The following is a 19,851-nucleotide window of genomic DNA, read 5'->3' as shown; positions in this document are numbered from 1 at the left end:
GTCTAGAATTGGCCGATGGCCAAGCTCTATTTCTACTATTCGGCGATGAACGCCGGCAAGACCACCACGCTGCTGCAGTCGGCGCACAACTACCGCGAGCGCGGCATGCGCGTGGCCATCCTCACCCCGCGCCTGGACGACCGTGCCGGGCGCGGCGTGGTGGCCTCGCGGATCGGCCTGAAGGCCGATGGCATTGCCTTCGACCGCGATACCGACCTGGAGCAGCTGATCCGCGCCGACATCGCCAGCGACGGGCCGTTGGGCTGCGTTCTGGTGGACGAGGCACAGTTCCTCAGCCGCAGCCAGGTCTGGCAGCTCAGCGAAGTGGTCGACCAGCTGCGCATTCCGGTGCTGTGCTACGGGCTGCGCACCGATTTCCGCGGCGAGCTGTTCGAGGGCAGCCAGTACCTGCTGGCGTGGGCCGACGAGATGCAGGAGATCAAGACCATCTGCCACAGCGGCAAGAAGGCCACCATGACCGTGCGCGTGGACGAACACGGCCACGCGGTGCAGGACGGTCCGCAGGTGGAGATCGGTGGCAACGAACGCTACGTCTCGGTCAGCCGCGCGGAGTTCAAGAAGATCACGCGCGGCGAAGGCAGGATCGACCCTGCCCAGGCACGGCTACCCCTGTAGACATGCCGGTAGGTACCGACCGTTGGTCGGTAAACCTTCTCAATACAACGTACGTTCCGGCGCCCCCGCCGGCGGCGGGCTGTACTGGTACAGCCAGGTTTCCGTCAGGGTCTTGCCACCGCTGCGCAGGTACAGGCGGATGTCGATCTGTTCGGTGCTGTCATCGGGCGGCACCAGGTCGAACATGGCGCGGTAACCCTTGATCTCGCGCAGCGGGCGCGCCGAGACGATCTCGGTGCGGCCGCGGCTGGCCTGCACCACCGCTTCCACCTCGCCCTTGTCGATCAGCGCGGCCAGTTCGCCGCCCTGGAAGTCCACGGCGAAACGCCACGAGAAATACTCGCGCTTCTTGCCGATCACCCCGCCCAGGCCGGTGCGGGTGGCCACGGCCTGCGCCAGCGGCGGCCGCGCGGGCGGCTCGGCGCCCCAGTACAGGCGGTAGCCCAGCAGCATTTCCTGGCCCGGCTGCGGCTTGGCTTCGGGGTTCCAGAACGCCACGATGTTGTCGAAGGTCTCGTCCACGGTGGGAATTTCCACCAGCTGGACCGAGCCCCTGCCCCACTGACCCTTCGGTTCCACCCACAGGCAAGGGCGCTTCTCGTAGAACACGCCATCGTCCTGGTAGTGGTCGAAGCTGCGGTCGCGCTGCAGCAGGCCAAAGCCCTTCGGGTTGTTGTCCACGAACATGTTGAAGCGCAGCTGGCGCGGGTTGGACAGCGGGCGCCAGATCCACTCGCCCGCACCGTTCCACATCGACAGGCCGTCGGTGTCGTGGATCTCCGGGCGCCAGTCCCAGGCCATCCGGCGGTCGTTCTCGCCCACCTGGTACATGCTGGTGCACGGCGCGATGCCAAGCCGTTCGATGGCCTTGCGCGGGTACAGCGCCACGTCCACGTCCATCAGCAGCACATCGCCGTTGGTGATGGCGAAGCGGTAGGCGCCGGCCACGCTGGGCGAATCCAGCAGCGCGTACACCACCAGCGTATTGGAGTCGGCGGCCGGCTGTTCCAGGAAGTAGGCAATGAAATCGGGGAATTCCTCCGGGCGGTCCATGCCGGTGTCGATCGCCAGGCCACGGGCGGACTGGCCGTACTGGCCTTCCTTGCCTACCGCGCGGAAGTAGCTGGCGCCCAGGAAGGCGGCGAAATCGCGGTCGGTGTCGGCGCGGGTATTGAGCCGGAACCCGGCAAAGCCCAGGTCGGCCGGCAGGTGGCCGTTCTTCAGGCCGCTCTTGCCGTAATCGAACGCGGCCGGGTCATAGGCCAGTTCCTGCGCCTTGCCGTCGACGATGTCGAACATGCGCACCGGCGAATGGAAATACAGCCCCAGGTGGAAGAACTTGGCCTGGAAGCGGCCGGGCTGGTCAGCCCACAGCGCATGGTCCTGGCGGTAGCGGATCGACTGGTACTGGTCCCAGTCCAGCGCCTCCAGCGGCCCCGGCAGGGTCCGGCGATGACTCTTGTAAGCCGCCTCGGACAGCGCGCGTGCCTGGCCCTTGAGGGTGGCGAAATCGAACGGCTGCGGCTGGCCCAGCCGGCGCAGGCCTACCTGGCTGCCCTGCGCGGCGCAGGCCGGCAGCGCGGGAAAACCAATGGCGGCCAGGGCCAGGGAGGCGTTGCGGATGAAGTCGCGTCGTTGCATGCAGGCAGCGATGGGCAGGAAAGGGTCGGCCATCATAGGCACGTGAACGTTAATTCGCCGCCGTGGCCCCGGGCCTGCGTTCAGGCTGGCCGGTGCGCGCCTGCAGGCGCTTGCTGCCACAGGCCTGCAGCGCCTGCTCGATCTGCCGGGGAATGCGGCCGCCCTGTGGCCGCTGCGCGCGTACTTCGGCCTGCAGCCGCACCAGTGCCTCGCGCCCCCGTGCCGGCGCCTGCGCGCAGTCCAGCTGGCCCAGCGCGGTCCGTGCCAGCCAGCGCAGGTTGACGCTGCGCGGATCCATCGCCTCGCCCTCGGTCAGCGGCCGCAGCGCGCGCTGGGCCTCCACCGGTTGGTCCATGCGGAGCAGGTTGCGTCCCCACGCCAGCTGTACCGCCTGCAGCTGGAGGCGGGCCTCCGGGCCACCCCGCGCGGATTGCCGCATCAGTTTTGCCAGGCGCTCGCCGGCCTGCCAGGGGTCGACATGCTCGCCGATGATCTCGGCCATCCGGCGGTCGCCCCGCTGCACCTCCGGGTCGTCGTCGCCGCGCTGCGCGGCCTGCCACTGGCGGCCCTCGTGGAAGGCGGCCAGCGCATCCTGCCAGCGGCCGAGCTCGGCCAGCGCGTTGCCATAGTCGTACAAGCCCTGCGGCAGCAGCCCGATGCAGTCGGGCTGGCGCCAGATCGCCACTGCGCGGCCGAAGGCCTCCACCGCCGCCGCGTTGTCGCCGCGCTCCAGCGCCGAGCGGCCGAGCGCATGCCAGGTCTGGCCGGTGTCGCGGTGCTGCTCGCCCAGCGCCTGGCGGGTCAGCCGGTGCACCTGCTGCAGGGCGGCCTCGGCTTCGGCCAGATCGCCCCGCTGCAGGGCCAGGGTCGCGCGCAGGCGGCGGATGGCCAGCGTTTCGGGATGGTCATTGCCGTACAGGCTGACCGCGTCGGTCCACGCCGCGCGCAGGCTGCGGTCGGCACCGTCCAGGTCGCCCTGCGCGGCCATCATTTCGCCGAGGTGGCGGCGCAGGGTGACCAGCTGCGGATGGCGGTCGGTGGTGCGCGCCTGCAGCAGCTGCAGGGCCTGGCGGTAGCCGGCCAGCGCGGCCTGTGCGTTGCCGTCGTCACTCTCCAGTGCGGCCAGGTCGGACAGACTCTCGGCCATTGCGGTGGCGTCGTGGGTGATGTCGCGGCGCAGTGCCAGCGCACGCTCGAACCCTTCGCGGGCTTCATCGCGGTAGCCCAGCAGCTGCTGGCAGCGGCCCAGCTGGGCGTGGAACTCGGCCACCACCGACGGCAGCGCCTGACGCTGCTCGGCCGCCAGCGCCTGCATCGGCGTCATGTGCGCCACGCACTCGCGCGAGCGGCCCAGCATGCGCAGCGCGCGGCCGCGCTGGGTGACCGCTTCCAGCTGCAGCCCGGGCGGCACCTGCTTGACCTGGTCCAGCAGCGCGCGCTGCCGGTCCAGCGTTTCCAGCGCCAACGCGTAGTCGCCCATGCCGATCCGCAGCCGGCCGATCACCCCTTCCAGGTCGGCCAGCGGCAATGGCTGGTCGGCCAGCTCCGCCTCGCCGCGCTGCTGCCCGGTGGCCAGCAGCTGGCGCACATCGAAGCTGCCGTGGCGCACGCTGGCGGCGCGGTCGAACAGGCCGATGGTGAAATCCTGCATGGCCTGCGCACGCGCGATCTCACGCCGCGCCTGCTGCATCTGCCACACCGCCAGTGCCGCCAGCACCGCCAGTGCCAGGATCGCCACCGCAGCCAGCGCCACGCCCCAGCGGTGCCGCCCCAGGTACTTGCGCAGGCGGTACAGCGAACGCTGCGGGCGCGCGTGGATCGGGCGGCCTTCCAGGAAGCGCTGCAGGTCCTGCGCCAGCGCTTCCACCGAGGCATAGCGCTGCGCAGGGTCCTTCTGCAGCGCCTTGAGCAGGATCGTGTCGAGGTCACCGCGCAGGCGCCGGGCAAGCCGCCGCGCCGCTGGGGTAGCGGCAGCATCGGTAATGTCGCCACGCAGCAGCACGGTGGAGGCGCGCGGCGCATCCACTTCCAGGATCGAGCGCTCCCATTCGGCATCGCTGTGCCGGCGCAGGCGGTAAGGTTTGCGCCCGGTGATCACCTCGAACAGGACCACGCCCAGCGAATACACATCGGTCAGCGTGGTCACCGGTTCGCCGCGTACCTGTTCCGGTGCGGCGTAATGCAGGGTGAAGGCGCGCGCTTCGGTGGGCGGGTGCGCGGCGTTGGTGCGCGCCTGCTCATCGTCCAGCAGTTTGGCGATGCCGAAATCCAGCAGCTTCACCTCACCGTTGGCGGTGACCAGGATGTTGGATGGCTTGAGGTCACGGTGCACGATCAGGTTGGCATGGGCGTGGCTGACCACCGCGCATACCTGCAGCATCAGCTGCAGCCGGCGTTCCAGCGGCAGCTGCAGGCGCTGGCAGTAATCGGTGATCGGCTCGCCTTCCACATAGGCCAGCGCCAGGTACGGCTGGCCCTGCAGGTCCACGCCGGCATCCAGCAGCTGCGCCAGGTGCGGGTGCTGCAGCCGCGCCAGGATTTCGCGTTCGCGACTGAAGCGCTGGCGCAGGCCGGGGTCGGCGTAGCCGCTGCGCAGCAGCTTCAGCGCTACCTGGCGCTGGTACAGCCCATCGGCCCGTTCGGCCAGCCAGACTTCGCCCATGCCGCCTTCGCCCAGCTGTCGCAGCAACCGGTATGGACCGATGTGGGTGCCGGCGCGGCTGTCTTCCGGTGCGGCGGTCCACAGCGGCTGGGCCAGGAATTCCTGGCTTTCCTGCTCGTGCTCCAGCAACCGCTCCAGGTCGTCGGCCAGCGTCGCATCGGCCAAGCGCAGCTGCGCCAGGCGTGCGGCGCGCCGGTCGTGGGGTAGTTCCAGCAACTGATCCAGCAGCGTCGACAACTGCCGCCAGCGCACTGCGTCCATCGTCCCTTCCCCGGGCGCTGTGTTGCCACCGTGCACATCCGCCCGCGCCCTCGCGCGGGAACCCGACTGCCGCCGTGCTCAGTCCTCGCGGACCGACGCCAGCAGGAACATCCGTGCCTTCTGCCAATCGCGCCGGATGCTGCGCTCCGAGCGCTGGCACAGATCGGCGATTTCCTGTTCCGACAACCCCGCGAAGTAGCGCAGCTCCACGACCTTGGCCAGGTGGTTGTCCACCGCCTGCAGCCGTGCCAGTGCCACGTCCAGCGCCAGCAGGTCCTCATCCAGACGCACGCCGCTGCTGCTGTTTTCGGGTATTTCCGCCACGCGCTTGAGATCGCCGCCGCGCTTGCGCGCCAGCCGGTTGCGCGCGTAATCCACTACCACGCTGCGCATGGCCGAGGCCGCGTAGGCAAAGAAGTGCGCGCGGTCTTCAAAGCGCGCCGCGCCGCGTGCCCCCAGCAGCTTGAGGTAGGACTCGTGCACCAGCGAGGTGGCATCCAGCGTGCGGCCCTGCTGCCCGGCCAGCTGGCGCCGGGCCATGCTGTGCAGTTCCTGGTAGAGCAGGGTCAGCACCCGGTCCAGCGAGGCGCGGTCGCCCGACCGGGCCGAATCGAGCCATACGGTGATATCCGGGCTTTCGTCCATCGCACACCCCCGCCGGTGACGTTTGGCCGACTATAGCGCCGCTTCCTGCAGATGCGTAGGAGAGTTCAGCGCTGGCAGTGGCCGCACCAGACGCTGGCGCGCTGGCCGATGGTGGCGTGGCGCAGGGCGCGCCCGCACTGCCGGCAGGGTTCGCCTTCACGGCCGTAGACCAGCAGTTCCTGCTCGAAATAGCCCGGGGCACCGTCGGGGTTGATGAAATCGCGCAGGGTGGTGCCGCCACGGGTGATGGCATAGGCCAGGATCTGCTTCACCGCCGTGGCCAGGCGCTGGTAGCGCTCACGCGAGATCTTCCCGGCTTCACGCAGCGGAGTGATCCCGGCCATGAACAGGCTTTCAGCGGCGTAGATGTTGCCCACCCCGACCACGATGGCCTGGTCCATCAGGAAGGTCTTCACCGAGGCGCTGCGGCCGCGGCTGCGCTGGAACAGGTAGTCACCGTCGAACGCGTCATCCAGCGGTTCCGGGCCCAGCGTGGCCAGCAGCTCATGGATTTCCCCCGCCGGCTGCCAGAGCAGGCTGCCGAACCGGCGCGGGTCGTTGAAACGCAGCAGGCGGCCGTTGTCCAGGCTGATATCGACGTGATCGTGCGCGCGGACCGGGGTATCCCCCGGGAGTACACGCAGGCTGCCGGACATGCCCAGGTGCAGCACCGCGCTGCCGATGGCGGTGTCCAGCAGCAGATACTTGGCGCGGCGGCGCACGCCTTCAATCGCCTGGCCGGGCAGCAGCGCGCTGATTTCGTCGGGAATCGGCCAACGCAGGTCCGGCCGGCGCAGGATCACGCCGTGCACGCGGCGGCCTTCCAGGTGCGGGGCCAGGCCGCGGCGGGTGGTTTCTACTTCGGGAAGTTCAGGCATGGGCGACTGGCAGGCGGGTGCGCGGTGTCATCGGGGTGGGGCGGCGAGTTCTTTCGCGCTCAGGAAGCCGTCACCGTTGGCGTCCTGCTTGTGGAAGCGTTCGATGATCGTCTGCCGTTGCTGCTCGCGGGTGATCGGCCTGCCTTTGCCGCCGGGCAGTTCATCGGCGCTGAGCACGCCGTCGGCGTTGCGGTCCATGCGGTCGAAGGCGTACATCATCCATTGCACATACTCCTCGACGCTGACCTTGCCGTCGCCATCGGCATCCATGCGTTGCAGGTAACTGCCGGTGTCGGTGACCTGGGCCTGCGCGGCGGCGGCGAGCAGCAACAGGGACGCGCAGGAAAAACGCCGCACAAGGCGGCGCTTTCCGGTGGTGCCAGGGGCAGGCCACACCGGTCAGTGCGCCGTCAGCGCGTAGCCTTTCAGGCGCGCGGCGTAGTTCTGCAGCGCGGCGATGCCACTGGCCTCGGCTTCATGGCACCAGGCCTGGAGCAGCTTCAGGCGTTCGGCGGCATCGTTGCCACGGGCTTCCAGCAGGGCGGCCAGGCGCGCGCGGTGTTCGACCAGCACGCGGATGCGCGGGCGCTGTTCGACCCAGCTGCTGAGTTCGGCGCGGCAATCGGGCTTGAGCCAGCGGCCGTCGTTGACCAGGCCCCGGCGCATGCGGCGCGGCAGCAGCTTGCGCAGCTTGGCGCCGGCAAACGCGGCTTCTTCGCGCAGGGCCGGCACGAACACATTGCGCTGGTAATCGGTCATGGCCTGGAAGCGGTGCGAGAGCAGGGCCTTCAGGGTTTCGGCATCGGGCACGGCGATGTTCGGGCGCACGTCCATGCTGGGCGCCACGCGCAGCACCTTGGCCAGGCCCACGGCCTGCAGGCCACGGATCGCCGCCCAGCCGATATCGAACTCCCAGCGGCGCATCGAGAAGCGGGCCGAGCTGGGGAAGGCATGGTGGTTGTTGTGCAGCTCTTCGCCGCCGATCCAGAAGGCCCACGGGGTGAGGTTGGTGGAGGTATCGGCCGACTCGAAGTTGCGGTAGCCCCACCAGTGGCCCAAGCCGTTGACCACGCCGGCGGCCCAGAACGGAATCCACGCCATCTGGATCGCCCACAGGGCCACGCCGGGCAGGCCGAACAGCACCAAATTCACCGCCAACAGGGCCACCGGGCCCAGGTTGGCGTGCGGGGTATACAGGTGGCGCTCGATCCAGTCTTCCGGGGCGCCGCGGCCGTACTGTTCGATGTCCGCGCGCATGCCACGGGCTTCGCGGTACAGCTCCACGCCGCGCCAGAACACCGTGCCGATGCCCTTGGTCACCGGGCTGTGCGGGTCTTCGTCGGTTTCCACCTTGGCGTGGTGCTTGCGGTGGATGGCCACCCACTCCTTGGTGATCATGGAGGTGGTGAGCCAGGTCCAGAAGCGGAAGAAGTGCGCGATGACCGGGTGGAAATCGACGCCGCGGTGCGCCTGGCTGCGATGCAGGTAGAGCGTGACGGCAAAGATGGTGAGCTGGGTGAACACCAGCAGCACCAGGCCCATGCCCCACCAGCCGAGGCCGACGACACCGCCGGTCAGGAAGTTGATGAGGGTATCGAGCATCGCAGGACTCCGGGCCGTGATGGCCAGCAGGGAAACGGTGACAGGTGGGTCCATCATGGGGCCAGACGTTGCAAACTTCATCCGTCTGATGCGATTTTTGCGCAGTCATTCAGTTGTTTTCCCCCTTCGTGAGCATTGCCCCCGCATTCATGACCGTTGCCACCCCACCGCCGGCCATCGCCGCCGCCGCTCCCCTGATCGAACTCGACCGCGCCTGTGTGATCCGGGGGCAGGTCCGCGTGCTGCATGACCTGAGCCTGCGCATCGCCCAGGGCCAGCACACCGCGCTGCTCGGCCCCAATGGCTGCGGCAAATCCTCCTTCATCAAGCTCATCACCCGTGAGCTGTACCCGCTGGCGCACGCGGACGGCACCGTCGCCGTGCGCGTGCTCGGGCAGAACCGCTGGCAGGTGGACCGGCTGCGCTCGCAGCTGGGCATCGTCACCGGTGACCTGAGCAGCAACCTGGCCGACATGCCCGGGCTGACCGTGGAAGAAGCGGTGCTGTCGGGGTTCTTCGCCAGCTTCGTGGTGCCCGCGTTCCGCGAGGTCACCGACGACATGCGCGCGCGGGTGCGCGAGACGCTGGCACTGACCGGGGCGTTGCCATTGCTGCACCGCGGCTATGCCGAATTGTCCGCCGGTGAAACCCGGCGCGTGCTGATCGCCCGTGCGCTGGTGAACCGGCCGCAGGCGCTGCTGCTGGACGAGCCGTCCACCGGGCTGGACCTGGTGGCGCGCCAGCACCTGATCGCCACCATGCGCACACTGGCCGCGCAGGGCATCACCCTGGTGCTGGTGACCCACCACATCGAAGAAGTGATTCCGGAAATCGAACGCGTGGTGCTGCTGCGCGGTGGCCGGATCGCGGCCGATGGCACACGGGCGGAATTGCTGCGGGATGGGCCGCTGTCGGAGGTATTCGGCGGGCCGATCCAGGTCGTCGAGCACGAGGGCCGGTTGACCGCCTTCGCGGGGTGACAGCCGGGGGCGGCGTTGCCGCCCCCGGCCTCCATCAGAACCGCACCGCTACTGCGCGGCTTTCGATCGGGGCCATCCGGCCCTGGTCCTGCAACTGCAGGTCACGCAGTTCGAAGGGGGCGCCGTAGCCACCCGGTAATGCCACCGTGTCGAACGCCAGCAGCAGTTCGCCGGCACCGGCCGCATCAAACCACGCCGCGCTATGCGCCTGCGCCACCGGGTGCAGCCTGCCGTCGGGCCCGGTGGCGTGCAGTGTGCCGCGTGCCTCGTAACGACCCGGCGCGCCGATCTGCAGCGGCAGCCGCACCTGGCGCCGGGCGGCATCCACCTCGACCTGGCCGCTGAAGCGCGCCGTCGGCCGGGCCACGGCGAACGCCACCTTGGCGTCGCGCTGCACGCCCTGCGCGGTGACGAAGGCCTGCAGTTCCCACAGCCCCTGTGCCTGCCCCACATCCTCGGGAATGGTCACCTGCGCGCGCAGGCCATCCTTGCCGGCCACCAGCGGCACCGGCCAGCTGCGCCCGTCCGGTGCCACCAGCAATGCTTCGCCGCCCGCCGGCAGCGTGCGCGCTGCCGATCGCCCCGCCGCCCGCGCCGCGTTGCCACCGTCGTGCTGCAGGCGTGCGTTCAACAGCACGCTGCCACCGGCCAGCACCTGCTGGCGGTCGGCCTGCAGGGTCAGCGCGATCGGGCTGTTGGGCTCCAACACCTGCACCACGTAGCGGCCTTGGGCCTGGGCGGCCTGCAGGCGGTAGGTGCCCACCGCCGTGCTGGCGCCGGTCCGCGCCATCGCGCTGCCCTCGCCCACGCCCATGCCTGCGGCGCGCAGCTGCTGGGCATCGACCACCTTGTCCAGCGCCACCGCCCCGGAGGGGTCGCGCACCTGCAGTTGCTCCACCTCCAGCGCGCGGGCGCCCTGCACCGGGCTGACCTGGATCACCGCATCCGGCGCGGTGAGCGGCAGCTCCAGGCCGCGCTGCAGCGTGGCCGCATCCACGGTGTCCCAGTAGCTGCGGCTCAGTGCAACGAACGGGGCCGGCGCGCTCAGCGCCCGGGTCGGGTCCAGCGCCCAGGCAAAGCGCACGGGGGCGCGTTCCACCGTGGCATCGGGCATCGGCGCGCGGTCCACGCGTGGGGCCACCTGGTCGGTGCCGCGCGCGGCCTGCAGCGGTTGGGCGGCGTGCAGCGGCAGCGCGAACAGCGCCGACGCGACGGCCATGGCAAGCATCAATCGTGACGTCATGGCGTGCTCCTCAGAGGGTCAGGTCGTTGCGCAGGATCGCGCCCAGGCCGAAGCATTCGCGCCGGCTCTGGTTGTGGCTGAGCGGTTCGGCGCCGTTGGTACGCGCCTTGTCGGTGAACAGCACGCTGCCGGCCGCCTTCTGGCTGCTGCATTCCAGGAAGCCATCGGAACAGCTGTCGAGCCAGTTCTGGGTGAGCTCCAGCCCCACGTTCTGCGCATAGCCACCGCAGTAGCTGTTGCTGTCCCACACCGCCGATTCCACATCCGAACCCACCACCGCGCGGAACGGCTTGGGCAGCGCCGGGCGACCGGAAGTGCCGTACAGGTTCTGCGCGTTGTAGGTGGCCATCCAGCCCACCTGCTGCATGCGCACCGCATCGTTCTGGTAACCCAGCAGCCAGCCGACCGACGCTTCGAAGGCGTTGCCGTTGAGCACCGCGTCGGCCAGCGGCGTGCCGGCCGACGAGGGCGCCAGCGCAGTGACCTTGCTGATGGTCTGGATAAGCTTCGGATAGCGGCTGTCGTAGGTGGGGTTGGACAGGATCCAGCGCACCACGTTGCCGCCGTTGGAATGGGTGATCACCACCAGCTTGGTGATGCCACGGGTGTTGATGAAGGTGGTGAGCTGCCCGGCCAGGCAACCGGCCGCTTCAGGCTTCCACATGTACTGCTCGAAATCGCAGTTGACCACGGTGTAGTTGGCGCTGTTGGGCAGGCCCTGGCGTACCGTGTCGATGATGCCCGGCTGCCAGTAATCGGCGCGCGCATCGGTCTGCTTGCCGGTGCCGTGCACGAACGCCACGCCCACCACGTCGGCGGCGTGCGCGCTGGCGCAGGCCAGCATCATTCCCAGGGCCAGGCCCGCGCCCTTCCCCACTGCAGTGCTTTGCATCCTGTGACTCCCTTTTCCGGTGATCCCCCTGATTGCCGACAGAAGCTATTCCGCCTGCGAATCGGTTTCCGTGAACCAGTAGAGGATTCCTATCATTTGAAACGACTCCCAACGCGGCCCTTCACTGCGCCATGCCGGGTCTGGCGGCATGACCAGTGGCCGCTGGCAGGGGCCTGGGAAGCTGCGATCATGCGGGCTTCACGCTTTTGAGACCTGCCGATGCACGCTGCCGCTTCCGCCCCGTTCCTGCGCCCCCTTCTGGCCACCGCCCTGATTGCGGCCCTGGCCGGCTGTACCACGGTGGCCGCGCCGGCCACGCCGGTGGAGGCCTCGGTGGTGACCAAGGCGGTGGGTTACCTGGCGGCCGACGCGGTACCGGACAGCCTGGCGCTGGTGCCGGCCCCGCCGGCGGCCGGCTCGGCCGGGTTCGCGCTGGACGAGCAGGTCAGCCGCGAAGCGCGCGCCCTGCGCGACAGCCCGCGTTTCGCCCAGGCCCACCGCGATGCCGAACTGGGCTTCCCGGAAGGGGCGAACCAGTTCGCCTGCGCGATCGGGCTGGACGTGGATGCACAGAAGACCCCCGCGCTGTACCGCCTGCTCGAGCGCAGCCGCATCGATGCCAGCGCCGCCACCCGCGCCGCCAAGCACCACTACCAGCGCGCGCGCCCGTTCATGGTCAATGGCGAACCGACCTGCACGCCGGAGGATGAAGAAGGCCTGCGCAAGAATGGCTCCTACCCGTCCGGCCACACCTCGATCGGCTGGGCGTGGGCGCTGATCCTGTCGGAAATCGTCCCCGAGCGCGCCGACGCCATCCAGGCCCGCGGCCGCAACTACGGCGAAAGCCGCCTGGTGTGCAACGTGCACTGGCAGAGCGACATTCTCGAAGGGCGCTTCATGGGCGCGGCGGCGGTGGCAAGGCTGCACGACAACGCCGACTTCAACCGCGACCTGCTGGCCGCCCGAAAGGAAATCGCAGCAGCTCGAAAGGCAGGCGCAACCGTGAGCCGCGATTGCGCGGCCGAGGAAACGATACTGAAGGTCCGACCCGCCAGCGCGCTGTGACGTTGGGTCGCCCGATGGTGACGCATCCGGATCTGATCGCGTTCGCCAGCAATTCGCGACGTATCCAGATCCGCGGACGTTCGCCAGCAATTCGTAGCGCCGACTGTTAGTCGGCGACCGCGCGCAGCGCGGCGCAAGCATCCGAAGTCGAATGACTGCCATTGTGGAAGCGGCACCGACGTTTACGCCCGGCCGAAGCCACCCGTCCGGCGTTCATGACCTCGGAAGGGAGAGCTGCCGACTAACAGTCGGCACTACCGTCGGCGCCACCGTCGGCGTTAACGTCGGCGTTACCGGTTTGTGATCGACAAAAAAAACGGCGCGGATTGCTCCGCGCCGTTTTCGTCTACATGCTGCGCACCCCGATCAGAACTTCGCCGTGAACTCCACGCCAAACGTACGCGGCTCGTTGAGGAAGCCGGTCAGGTTGTTGAAGTCGATCGCACCCACCACGCGGGTCTGGTTGGTCAGGTTGCGACCAAACACGGCCACGTCGTACTGGCCGTAATCCCAGTTGTAGCCCAGGCGCAGGCCGCCTTCCAGCGACGAGCGGCTGCGGAATTCCGGCGACTCGTACAGGAAGAAGTTCACCGGGCTGCGGTAGGCCCAGTCGGTGTAGACGTAAAGCTCGCTGGCATCGTTGATCGGGAAGCCGGCGCGCAGCGTCAGGTTGTGGATCCACTTCGGCGCCTGCGGCAACGGGTTGCCGTTGACCAGCGCGTAGGTGCCACCATTGATCACGGTGGTCGGGTCGGTGATGGTGCAGCCGCCACCGCAGATCGCTACCGCCAGGTCGCGGTCCTTGATCTCGGTGTCGTTGTAGCTGCTGCCCAGGGTCAGCAGCACGTGGTCGGTCAGGTAGGCTTCGAAGTCCAGCTCCGCGCCCTGGCCGATGGTCTTGTCGGCATTGAGCAGGGTGGCGGTGTTGTTGCTGCCGCCCACCGCGATCAACTGCTGGCCATCGACGTTGTAGCGGAAGATGTTGAAGCCCAGGCGCGCGCGGCGGTCGAACAGGTCGGCCTTGACGCCGATCTCATACGAAATCACCTTCTCCGAATCGGCCTGCGACACGCCACCAAAGGCCAGGCGGCCCTGGATGGACGGCGCGCGGAAACCCTTGGCCACGCGTGCATATGCGTTGAAGTTGTCGGTGACCTGGTACACACCGCTCAGGTCCCAGCTGACATCGTCGACATCGGTGTTGGCGATGTACGGACCGCTCACCGGCGTGCCACCCGGCACCGCCTGGAGCACGCTGGCGGTGAAGTCCTTCTTGTCCTGCGTGTAGCGCACGCCGCCGCGCAGCTTGAACTTGTCGGTCACGTCGAAATCGCCGGACGCGAACGCTGCCCACGCCTTGTTGCGCTGGCTCTGCACGGCATGGCCGGTCTGCGGGTTGCCCGGGGTCAGCGAATCGTAGTTGAAGCTGTCGATGGTGACGTCTTCATCGAAGTAGAACACGCCCGCCTGCCAGTCGAAGCGGCCCCACTCGTTGGATTCCACGCGGAATTCCTGGGTCCACTGGCGGTGGTGCGGCAGGCCGTCGGCCGATTCGGACGGGAACGGAATGAAGCCCGGGCCGTAGTTGCCGGCGCCGAGGAAGCTGGCGCCGTAGCCGCCGTCGATGTCGCCATGATTGAGCGATTCGGCGGTTTCATAGCCGGTGATCGAGTGCAGCGTCACGCTGCCCAGGTTCCACTGCAGGCGCGCGCTGCCGCCCCAGGTTTCCAGTTCCGAGAAGTTCTCGCCGTCGTTGGAGACCTTGTCGCGGTCGAAGTTTTCCACCAGCGCGTTGCTGCCCGGCTGGATGATGTTGGCGCGGAACAGGCGCGCGGTGCCGTTGAGCTTGCGCTTGTGCAGGTTGAACAGCGCTTCGAACTCGTCGCCTTCGTACAGGAACTGCACGCGGCCGGCGGCTTCGTCGTAGCCTTCAAAGCCTTCGGCCGGTGCGTTCGGGCGGGTGTTGTCCACGTAGTTGTCGCGGCGCTGGTACAGCGCCGACACGCGCGCGGACCAGCGGTCGGTCAGCGGGCCACCGTAGGCAGCCTGGGTGTTCCAGGTGTCATAGGTGCCGTAGGAAACTTTGACGTAACCATCGGCGTCCTGCGACGGGCGCGCCGAATCGAACTTCACGACGCCGGCCGGCGTGTTGCGCCCGAACAGCGTGCCCTGCGGGCCGCGCAGTACTTCCACGCCGGCCAGGTCGAACAGCGGGAAGCCCTTCAGCAGCGGGCTTTCCTGCACCACATCGTCATACACCAGCGACACCGGCTGCGAGGCATTGAGATCGAAATCGGTGTTGCCCAGGCCGCGGATGTAGAAGCGCGGGAAGGCACGACCATAGGACGATTCAATGTTCAGGCTCGGCACGCGGGCCGACAGGAAGCGGATGTCGTCGCCGGCCGAACCGAGCACGTCGAGCTTTTCACCCTGGATGGCCGAGATCGAAACCGGCACGTCCTTGGCGTTTTCGACGCGGCGCTGGGCCGTGACCTGCAGGGTGTCGAGTGCTACCGGATCCTTGGTGGCGGGGGCGTCCTGGGCTGCGGCCGTCAATGGCAGCAGGGCGGCAAGCGCGACGACGAGGGGATGCACGGACGGAGTACGGCCGTGGGCAGTGCGGTTCGGGAACATGGCGATTAGGCTGTGTTGGGAAGGGTGGTGGACCGGCGCTACCAGACAATTGTTGCAGTACAACAACAGCGTCGCAAATACGGATCTTTCATTACCAAGATCCGCGCCCCCAGATGTGAAGGCATGGCCCCGGGCATCGCTTCATGGATCTCGCCCGATATGGCAGGATGAACGTCTTCAGCCAAAGACTGCTGACGCCACGCGGATGATGCAATGCTGTCAGAGGACACCAGAGGGAGGCCCATGGACGACGACGCCGTGTCCGTAAGCGGGTGGCGGGTCTGGATGACGGTGATGGCCTGGGTTCTCTGTCTCCCGGGCTTGCTTTACCACGTGGTGGTCTTTGGGTCGGTCGCGCTGGTGGGTCTGTTTTCGGGCGAATGGCTGGCTCCCTTGGACCTGCCGGAACTGGGGGTGATGCTGCTCATCCTGCTCAGCACGTTGTCCTGGCTCGCCCTGGCCTGGATGAGCCTCGCGTGGATCCAGGACCGACCGGTGCACTGGGCGTGGCCGTTGGGAGGCACTGCGGTGACACTACCGATACTGCTGGGAACCCATTTCGTTGCGGCGCTGTTTGTCCTGCCCGGCGTTCTTCTGGCGCTCTACCTGTGTGTCTGGCACCTCCGCCAGGCGCGGCGGCCGACGGGCAACCCTGCATGACCACGCAATGCACACTGCCGGCCATGGGCCGGCGCTACCGCTATGCTATTGCCCATTCACTTTCCGCCGACGCCATGACCGCCTTCCGCCGCACCCGTCTCACGCTGTCCGTTGCCCTGCTCGGCCTGCTGGCTGGCTGCGGCGGCGAAAACGCCCGCCCCACCCCGGTTACCCCGGTGGCGGTGCCTGCCGCACCGGCCAAGCCGGTGAAGATCGGCATCGCACTCGGCGGCGGTGCGGCCAAGGGCTTCGCGCACATCGGCGTGATCAAGATGCTGGAAGCCAATGGCTTCGAGCCGGTCGTGGTGTCCGGCACCAGCGCCGGCAGCGTGGTTGGCGCGCTGTATGCCAGCGGCATGGACGCGTTCCAGATGCAGTCCAAGGCCGTGGCCCTGGATGAGGCCAGCATCCGCGACGTGCGCCTGTTCTCCGGCGGCCTGGTGCAGGGCCAGAAGCTGCAGGATTACGTCAACGCGCAGGTGAACAACAAGCCGGCCGAAAAGCTGAAGAAGCCCTTCGCGGCCGTGGCTACCAACCTGGATACGGGCGATCGCGCGGTGTTCGTGCGTGGCAACGTCGGCCAGGCGGTGCGTGCATCGAGCAGCATCCCGGGTGTGTTCGAACCGGTGAAGATCGGCAGCAACCTGTTCGTCGACGGCGGCGTGGTCAGCCCGGTGCCGGTGGATGCCGCGCGCCAACTGGGCGCGGACTTCGTCATCGCGGTGGATATCTCCAGCAAGGCCAGCGGCAAATCGCCGACCGGGATGCTGGGCATCGTCAACCAGTCCATCTCGATCATGGGCCAGCGCCTGGGCGAACAGGAACTGGCGCGCGCCGACATCATCATCCGCCCGAAGGTGCTGGACATCGGTGCGGCCGATTTCAGCCAGCGCGGTTACGCGATCCTGGAGGGCGAAAAGGCCGCGATGACGGCAATGCCGCAGATCCGCGCCAAGATCCAGCAGTTGCAGAAGGCACGCGCGGCGGCAGCGGCGCCGCCCCCGCCCAAGCCGAAGTGCGACGAACCCTCGCGCGTGGGCAAGCTGATGGGCCGCAAGGAAAAGTGCGAGGGGTAAACCGCGTCATCTCTGGTCGCCGCCCGCGGTAGAGCCGACTGTTAGTCGGCTGCTCTCCGCACGGGCGGCGGAGTCTGCGCAAAGGGCAGCCGACTAACAGTCGGCTCTACCGCTGGATGACGAATTGCGTCATTCCAGCTGCGACAACGGCAACGCCCTGAAATCCTTCACCGTGCGCAGCACGAAACTGGAGTTCACATCGGCCACGCCCGCTGCATTGAGCAGCTTGTCCAGCAGGAAGCTGGAAAAGTGCTCCAGGTCGCGCACGTAGATGTGCAGCAGGTAATCCATGTCGCCGGTCAGCGCATGGCAGGCCACCACTTCATCCCAGTCCACCACGCTGTCAGCGAACACGCCGATGGCGTGCTGGTCGTGCTTTTCCAGCTGCACGCGCACGAAGGCCTGTAGTCCCAGCCCGATCCGGCGCGGTTCCAGTCGCGCGCCGTAGCCGGCGATCACCCCTTCGCTTTCCAGCCGTTGCACCCGCCGCAGGCAGGCCGACGGGGACAGGTTCACCCGCGCCGCCAGTTCGGCGTTGGTGGCGCGGCCATGTTGTTGGATCTCCGCCAGAAGACGCAGATCCGTGCGGTCGAACTGGGCATCTCCGGACATTGCTGCTCCGCAACATTGATTGGACGCAACGATATTGCGCCAGGTCGCCAGATCCGCGCAACTTTGCAATCCTCTTGCGCGCGCCCTGCCCTAGCATCAAGGGGGTCACTTCCCAGGAGCCCACCTCGATGGAAACCGCCACTGCCCCCCGCCGCGTCGAACACCAGCAGACCGACAAGGGCTACGTGCCGGTGTACACCACCGCCGTGGTGGAACAGCCGTGGGAAAGCTACACCGCCGACGACCACGCCACCTGGAGCACCCTGTACCAGCGCCAGCGTGAGCTGCTGGTGGGCCGGGCCAGCAAGGAGTTCCTGCAGGCGCAGGACGAGATGGGCATGAACGCGCACATGATTCCGCGCTTCGACCAGCTCAACGAAGTGCTGGGCGCCGCCACCGGCTGGACCCTGGTTGGCGTGGAAGGCCTGCTGCCGGAACTGGATTTCTTCGACCACCTGGCCAACCGCCGCTTCCCGGTCACCTGGTGGATCCGCCGCCCGGACCAGATCGACTACATCGCCGAACCGGACATGTTCCACGACCTGTTCGGGCACGTGCCGTTGCTGATGAACCCGGTGTTCGCCGATTACATGGCCGCCTACGGCCGCGGCGGCGTCAAGGCGCACGCGATCGGCCCCGAAGCACTGCAGCACCTCACCCGCCTGTACTGGTACACGGTGGAGTTCGGCCTGATCAACACGCCCGAAGGGCTGCGCATTTACGGCGCGGGCATCGTCTCGTCCAAGGGCGAATCGCTGTACTCGCTGGAATCGGCTGCGCCGAACCGGATCGGGTTCGACCTGGAGCGCATCATGCGCACCCGCTACCGCATCGACACGTTCCAGAAGACCTACTTCGTCATCGACAGCTACGAGCAGCTGATGGAAGCGACTGCGCCGGACTTCACCCCGATCTACGCCGCGCTGGAAACGCAGGAGCACCTGCCGGCCGGTGATGTGCAGGACGGCGACCGCGTGTTCCAGAAGGGCACCGGCGAGGGCTGGGCGGAAGGCGGCGACGTGTGATCGTAGCGCCGGGCGCTGCCCGGCTGCGTTCACCGCGGTCGCTGGGCCACGCGCACCGGTAGCTGGTTGAGTCGCTTGACGACGGCGTGGGCGTGGTAAGTCCTGCCCCACTTCTTCTCATTGCCCTTCGACAGGATTCCGGCTTCCTCGAGCGCATAGATCCCGGTAAGCGCTGACCGGTCAGATACCTCCAGCAACGAAGCAACCTGTGATGCCGTGACCACCGGATGGCCCACCAGCAGCGCCGGAAGTCGACGCGCGACAGAGTCGCCGCGATAGCGGCTGACCTTCACCGACCACTCCGCCACGAGGCGCTGCATGTCCTCGGCGATGGCGATCGCATCGTTCGCTGACTCCACCACGGCCCGGGAGACCATGTCCATCCACGGTACCCAGTTGCCTTTGATCTGCACCTGGCTGAGCGCGTCGTAGTAGGTGTCCTTGCTTCGGAGCAATGCGCCGGACAGGTACAGCGGTGGATACCCTTCTGCCGCCAGTATCAGCGGCATCAGCAGCCGACCGGTGCGTCCATTGCCATCCTTGTACGGATGGATGGTTTCGAACTGGGCGTGCGCGATGGCGAGCTGCGCAAGGATGTTCAGTTCGAACTGTTCGTCTTCCGCCGCCTGGTACTGCAGCATCTGACGTTCCAGTTCCTGCATCGCCTCGCCGATCCGATCCGGCGGCGAAGGAACGAAGCGCGCGTCTTCAGGGCGTCCTCCCAACGGTCCGATGACCGCCTGTTCCTGCCTGTAGCGGCCCTTCGGGAAGTCCTCCGGCGTGTCCTGCATAAGAACCGAGTGCAAGTGGTTGACGAGTGCAAGGTCGATGGCGGATCTACCCCGCACTCTGACCGCTTCCAATCCGTCCTGCAGCGCCTGCACGTAGCGCTCGGTGACAACGACGTCGGCGGGCAGGCCGTCGAGGCCAAGGGTGGCTTCGTACACCAGCAACTGGTCCAGATCGGTCTGTGTCCCTTCGATCTGGGAACTCTGCACGGCTTCGCGTCGGGCCAGGGTGCGGGTGACCAGATCAGGGGTCGGCCACTGCCGCATGGCTTGTTCCAGCCGGGCCAGGCCTGCGTTGGCGTCGGCGAACAACTGTCGGTTGCCTGACTGGCCTGGGGGCAGCCTGCGCGGCGTGGGCGGAGCGGTCATGGCCACCAGATTCGGGCGGCCTTCCACCGGCACCAGGTATTGGCGGAGCGGCACCGCTATGTCTTCCCGTCGCACGGAATCCTCCGAAGGCCTAAACTTCAAATGCACTTTAGTCTTTTGAAGTTTAACGCGCCATCCTTCAAAAGCATTGGATACTTTTGAAGTTTAGTCGTTTAACCTTC

The 19,851-nt window shown here is 67.6% G+C and carries 17 protein-coding genes; 6 read left to right on the top strand and 11 right to left on the bottom strand.

The window, feature by feature from the left end; genetic code table 11:
• The first annotated feature begins 15 nt into the window (after positions 1 to 15).
• Positions 16 to 636, top strand: a complete 621-nt coding sequence (locus SOM39_RS10425) for a thymidine kinase (RefSeq protein WP_068848139.1) — start codon at positions 16 to 18, stop codon at positions 634 to 636.
• A gap of 39 nt (positions 637 to 675) precedes the next feature.
• Here the strand turns inward: SOM39_RS10425 and SOM39_RS10420 are convergent, their stop codons facing one another.
• From SOM39_RS10420 to SOM39_RS10395, 6 genes are all read right to left on the bottom strand, one after another.
• A complete protein-coding gene (locus SOM39_RS10420; RefSeq protein ID WP_093535567.1) occupies positions 676 to 2,277 on the bottom strand; it encodes a glucan biosynthesis protein in 1,602 nt (533 codons plus the stop codon).
• Between the two features lie 49 nt (positions 2,278 to 2,326).
• A complete protein-coding gene (locus SOM39_RS10415) occupies positions 2,327 to 5,200 on the bottom strand; it encodes a protein kinase domain-containing protein (RefSeq protein WP_320458280.1) in 2,874 nt (957 codons plus the stop codon).
• 78 nt (positions 5,201 to 5,278) lie between these two features.
• The gene (locus tag SOM39_RS10410; protein WP_217537838.1) at positions 5,279 to 5,845 is read right to left on the bottom strand and encodes an ECF-type sigma factor; all 567 of its coding nucleotides are present in this window, start codon (positions 5,843 to 5,845) and stop codon (positions 5,279 to 5,281) included.
• Positions 5,846 to 5,910: 65 nt separating this feature from the next.
• Positions 5,911 to 6,723 (bottom strand): bifunctional DNA-formamidopyrimidine glycosylase/DNA-(apurinic or apyrimidinic site) lyase, encoded by an 813-nt coding sequence (gene mutM, locus SOM39_RS10405; RefSeq protein ID WP_320458279.1) that lies wholly within the window; start codon positions 6,721 to 6,723, stop codon positions 5,911 to 5,913.
• Positions 6,724 to 6,750: 27 nt separating this feature from the next.
• The gene (locus SOM39_RS10400) at positions 6,751 to 7,080 is read right to left on the bottom strand and encodes an EF-hand domain-containing protein (RefSeq protein ID WP_068848130.1); all 330 of its coding nucleotides are present in this window, start codon (positions 7,078 to 7,080) and stop codon (positions 6,751 to 6,753) included.
• A gap of 42 nt (positions 7,081 to 7,122) precedes the next feature.
• Positions 7,123 to 8,325 (bottom strand): DesA family fatty acid desaturase, encoded by a 1,203-nt coding sequence (locus SOM39_RS10395; RefSeq protein ID WP_320458278.1) that lies wholly within the window; start codon positions 8,323 to 8,325, stop codon positions 7,123 to 7,125.
• A 149-nt stretch (positions 8,326 to 8,474) separates the two neighbouring features.
• Between SOM39_RS10395 and SOM39_RS10390 the strand changes: the two genes are divergently transcribed.
• A complete protein-coding gene (locus tag SOM39_RS10390) occupies positions 8,475 to 9,305 on the top strand; it encodes an ABC transporter ATP-binding protein (RefSeq protein ID WP_217537837.1) in 831 nt (276 codons plus the stop codon).
• A gap of 34 nt (positions 9,306 to 9,339) precedes the next feature.
• Here the strand turns inward: SOM39_RS10390 and SOM39_RS10385 are convergent, their stop codons facing one another.
• Both SOM39_RS10385 and SOM39_RS10380 read right to left on the bottom strand, forming a co-directional pair.
• Complete coding sequence (locus SOM39_RS10385) at positions 9,340 to 10,548, bottom strand: DUF4785 domain-containing protein (protein WP_320458277.1); 1,209 nt, start codon at positions 10,546 to 10,548, stop codon at positions 9,340 to 9,342.
• Positions 10,549 to 10,558: 10 nt separating this feature from the next.
• Positions 10,559 to 11,440 (bottom strand): hypothetical protein, encoded by an 882-nt coding sequence (locus SOM39_RS10380; RefSeq protein WP_320458276.1) that lies wholly within the window; start codon positions 11,438 to 11,440, stop codon positions 10,559 to 10,561.
• Positions 11,441 to 11,659: 219 nt separating this feature from the next.
• Here SOM39_RS10380 and SOM39_RS10375 point away from each other — a divergent pair, with 219 nt between their 5' ends.
• Positions 11,660 to 12,505: a phosphatase PAP2 family protein gene (locus SOM39_RS10375; protein WP_320458275.1), complete on the top strand. Its 846-nt coding sequence runs from the start codon at positions 11,660 to 11,662 to the stop codon at positions 12,503 to 12,505.
• 366 nt (positions 12,506 to 12,871) lie between these two features.
• On the opposite strand, the gene SOM39_RS10370 is transcribed toward SOM39_RS10375, so the two are convergent.
• The gene (locus SOM39_RS10370; protein WP_320458274.1) at positions 12,872 to 15,139 is read right to left on the bottom strand and encodes a TonB-dependent receptor; all 2,268 of its coding nucleotides are present in this window, start codon (positions 15,137 to 15,139) and stop codon (positions 12,872 to 12,874) included.
• A 243-nt stretch (positions 15,140 to 15,382) separates the two neighbouring features.
• Between SOM39_RS10370 and SOM39_RS10365 the strand changes: the two genes are divergently transcribed.
• Both SOM39_RS10365 and SOM39_RS10360 read left to right on the top strand, forming a co-directional pair.
• Positions 15,383 to 15,799 (top strand): hypothetical protein, encoded by a 417-nt coding sequence (locus SOM39_RS10365; RefSeq protein WP_320458273.1) that lies wholly within the window; start codon positions 15,383 to 15,385, stop codon positions 15,797 to 15,799.
• Between the two features lie 74 nt (positions 15,800 to 15,873).
• The gene (locus SOM39_RS10360) at positions 15,874 to 16,875 is read left to right on the top strand and encodes a patatin-like phospholipase family protein (protein ID WP_320458478.1); all 1,002 of its coding nucleotides are present in this window, start codon (positions 15,874 to 15,876) and stop codon (positions 16,873 to 16,875) included.
• Between the two features lie 129 nt (positions 16,876 to 17,004).
• Here the strand turns inward: SOM39_RS10360 and SOM39_RS10355 are convergent, their stop codons facing one another.
• Positions 17,005 to 17,487 carry an Lrp/AsnC family transcriptional regulator gene (locus tag SOM39_RS10355; RefSeq protein ID WP_068848115.1) on the bottom strand — a complete coding sequence of 161 codons (483 nt, stop codon included), beginning with the start codon at positions 17,485 to 17,487 and terminating at the stop codon, positions 17,005 to 17,007.
• A gap of 128 nt (positions 17,488 to 17,615) precedes the next feature.
• Here SOM39_RS10355 and phhA point away from each other — a divergent pair, with 128 nt between their 5' ends.
• Positions 17,616 to 18,512: a phenylalanine 4-monooxygenase gene (gene phhA, locus SOM39_RS10350; RefSeq protein WP_068848113.1), complete on the top strand. Its 897-nt coding sequence runs from the start codon at positions 17,616 to 17,618 to the stop codon at positions 18,510 to 18,512.
• A gap of 29 nt (positions 18,513 to 18,541) precedes the next feature.
• Here the strand turns inward: phhA and SOM39_RS10345 are convergent, their stop codons facing one another.
• Entirely contained in the window at positions 18,542 to 19,744 is a 1,203-nt protein-coding gene (locus SOM39_RS10345) for a Fic family protein (RefSeq protein ID WP_320458272.1), read from the bottom strand.
• Positions 19,745 to 19,851 lie beyond the last annotated feature (107 nt).

Origin of the sequence: Stenotrophomonas sp. CFBP8994 (assembly GCF_034044835.1) — a bacterium.
GTDB classification, from domain to species: domain Bacteria; phylum Pseudomonadota; class Gammaproteobacteria; order Xanthomonadales; family Xanthomonadaceae; genus Stenotrophomonas; species Stenotrophomonas rhizophila_A.
The sequence above is the reverse complement of the archived record's forward strand: the minus strand, read 5'-3'. Positions and strand labels throughout refer to the sequence as shown.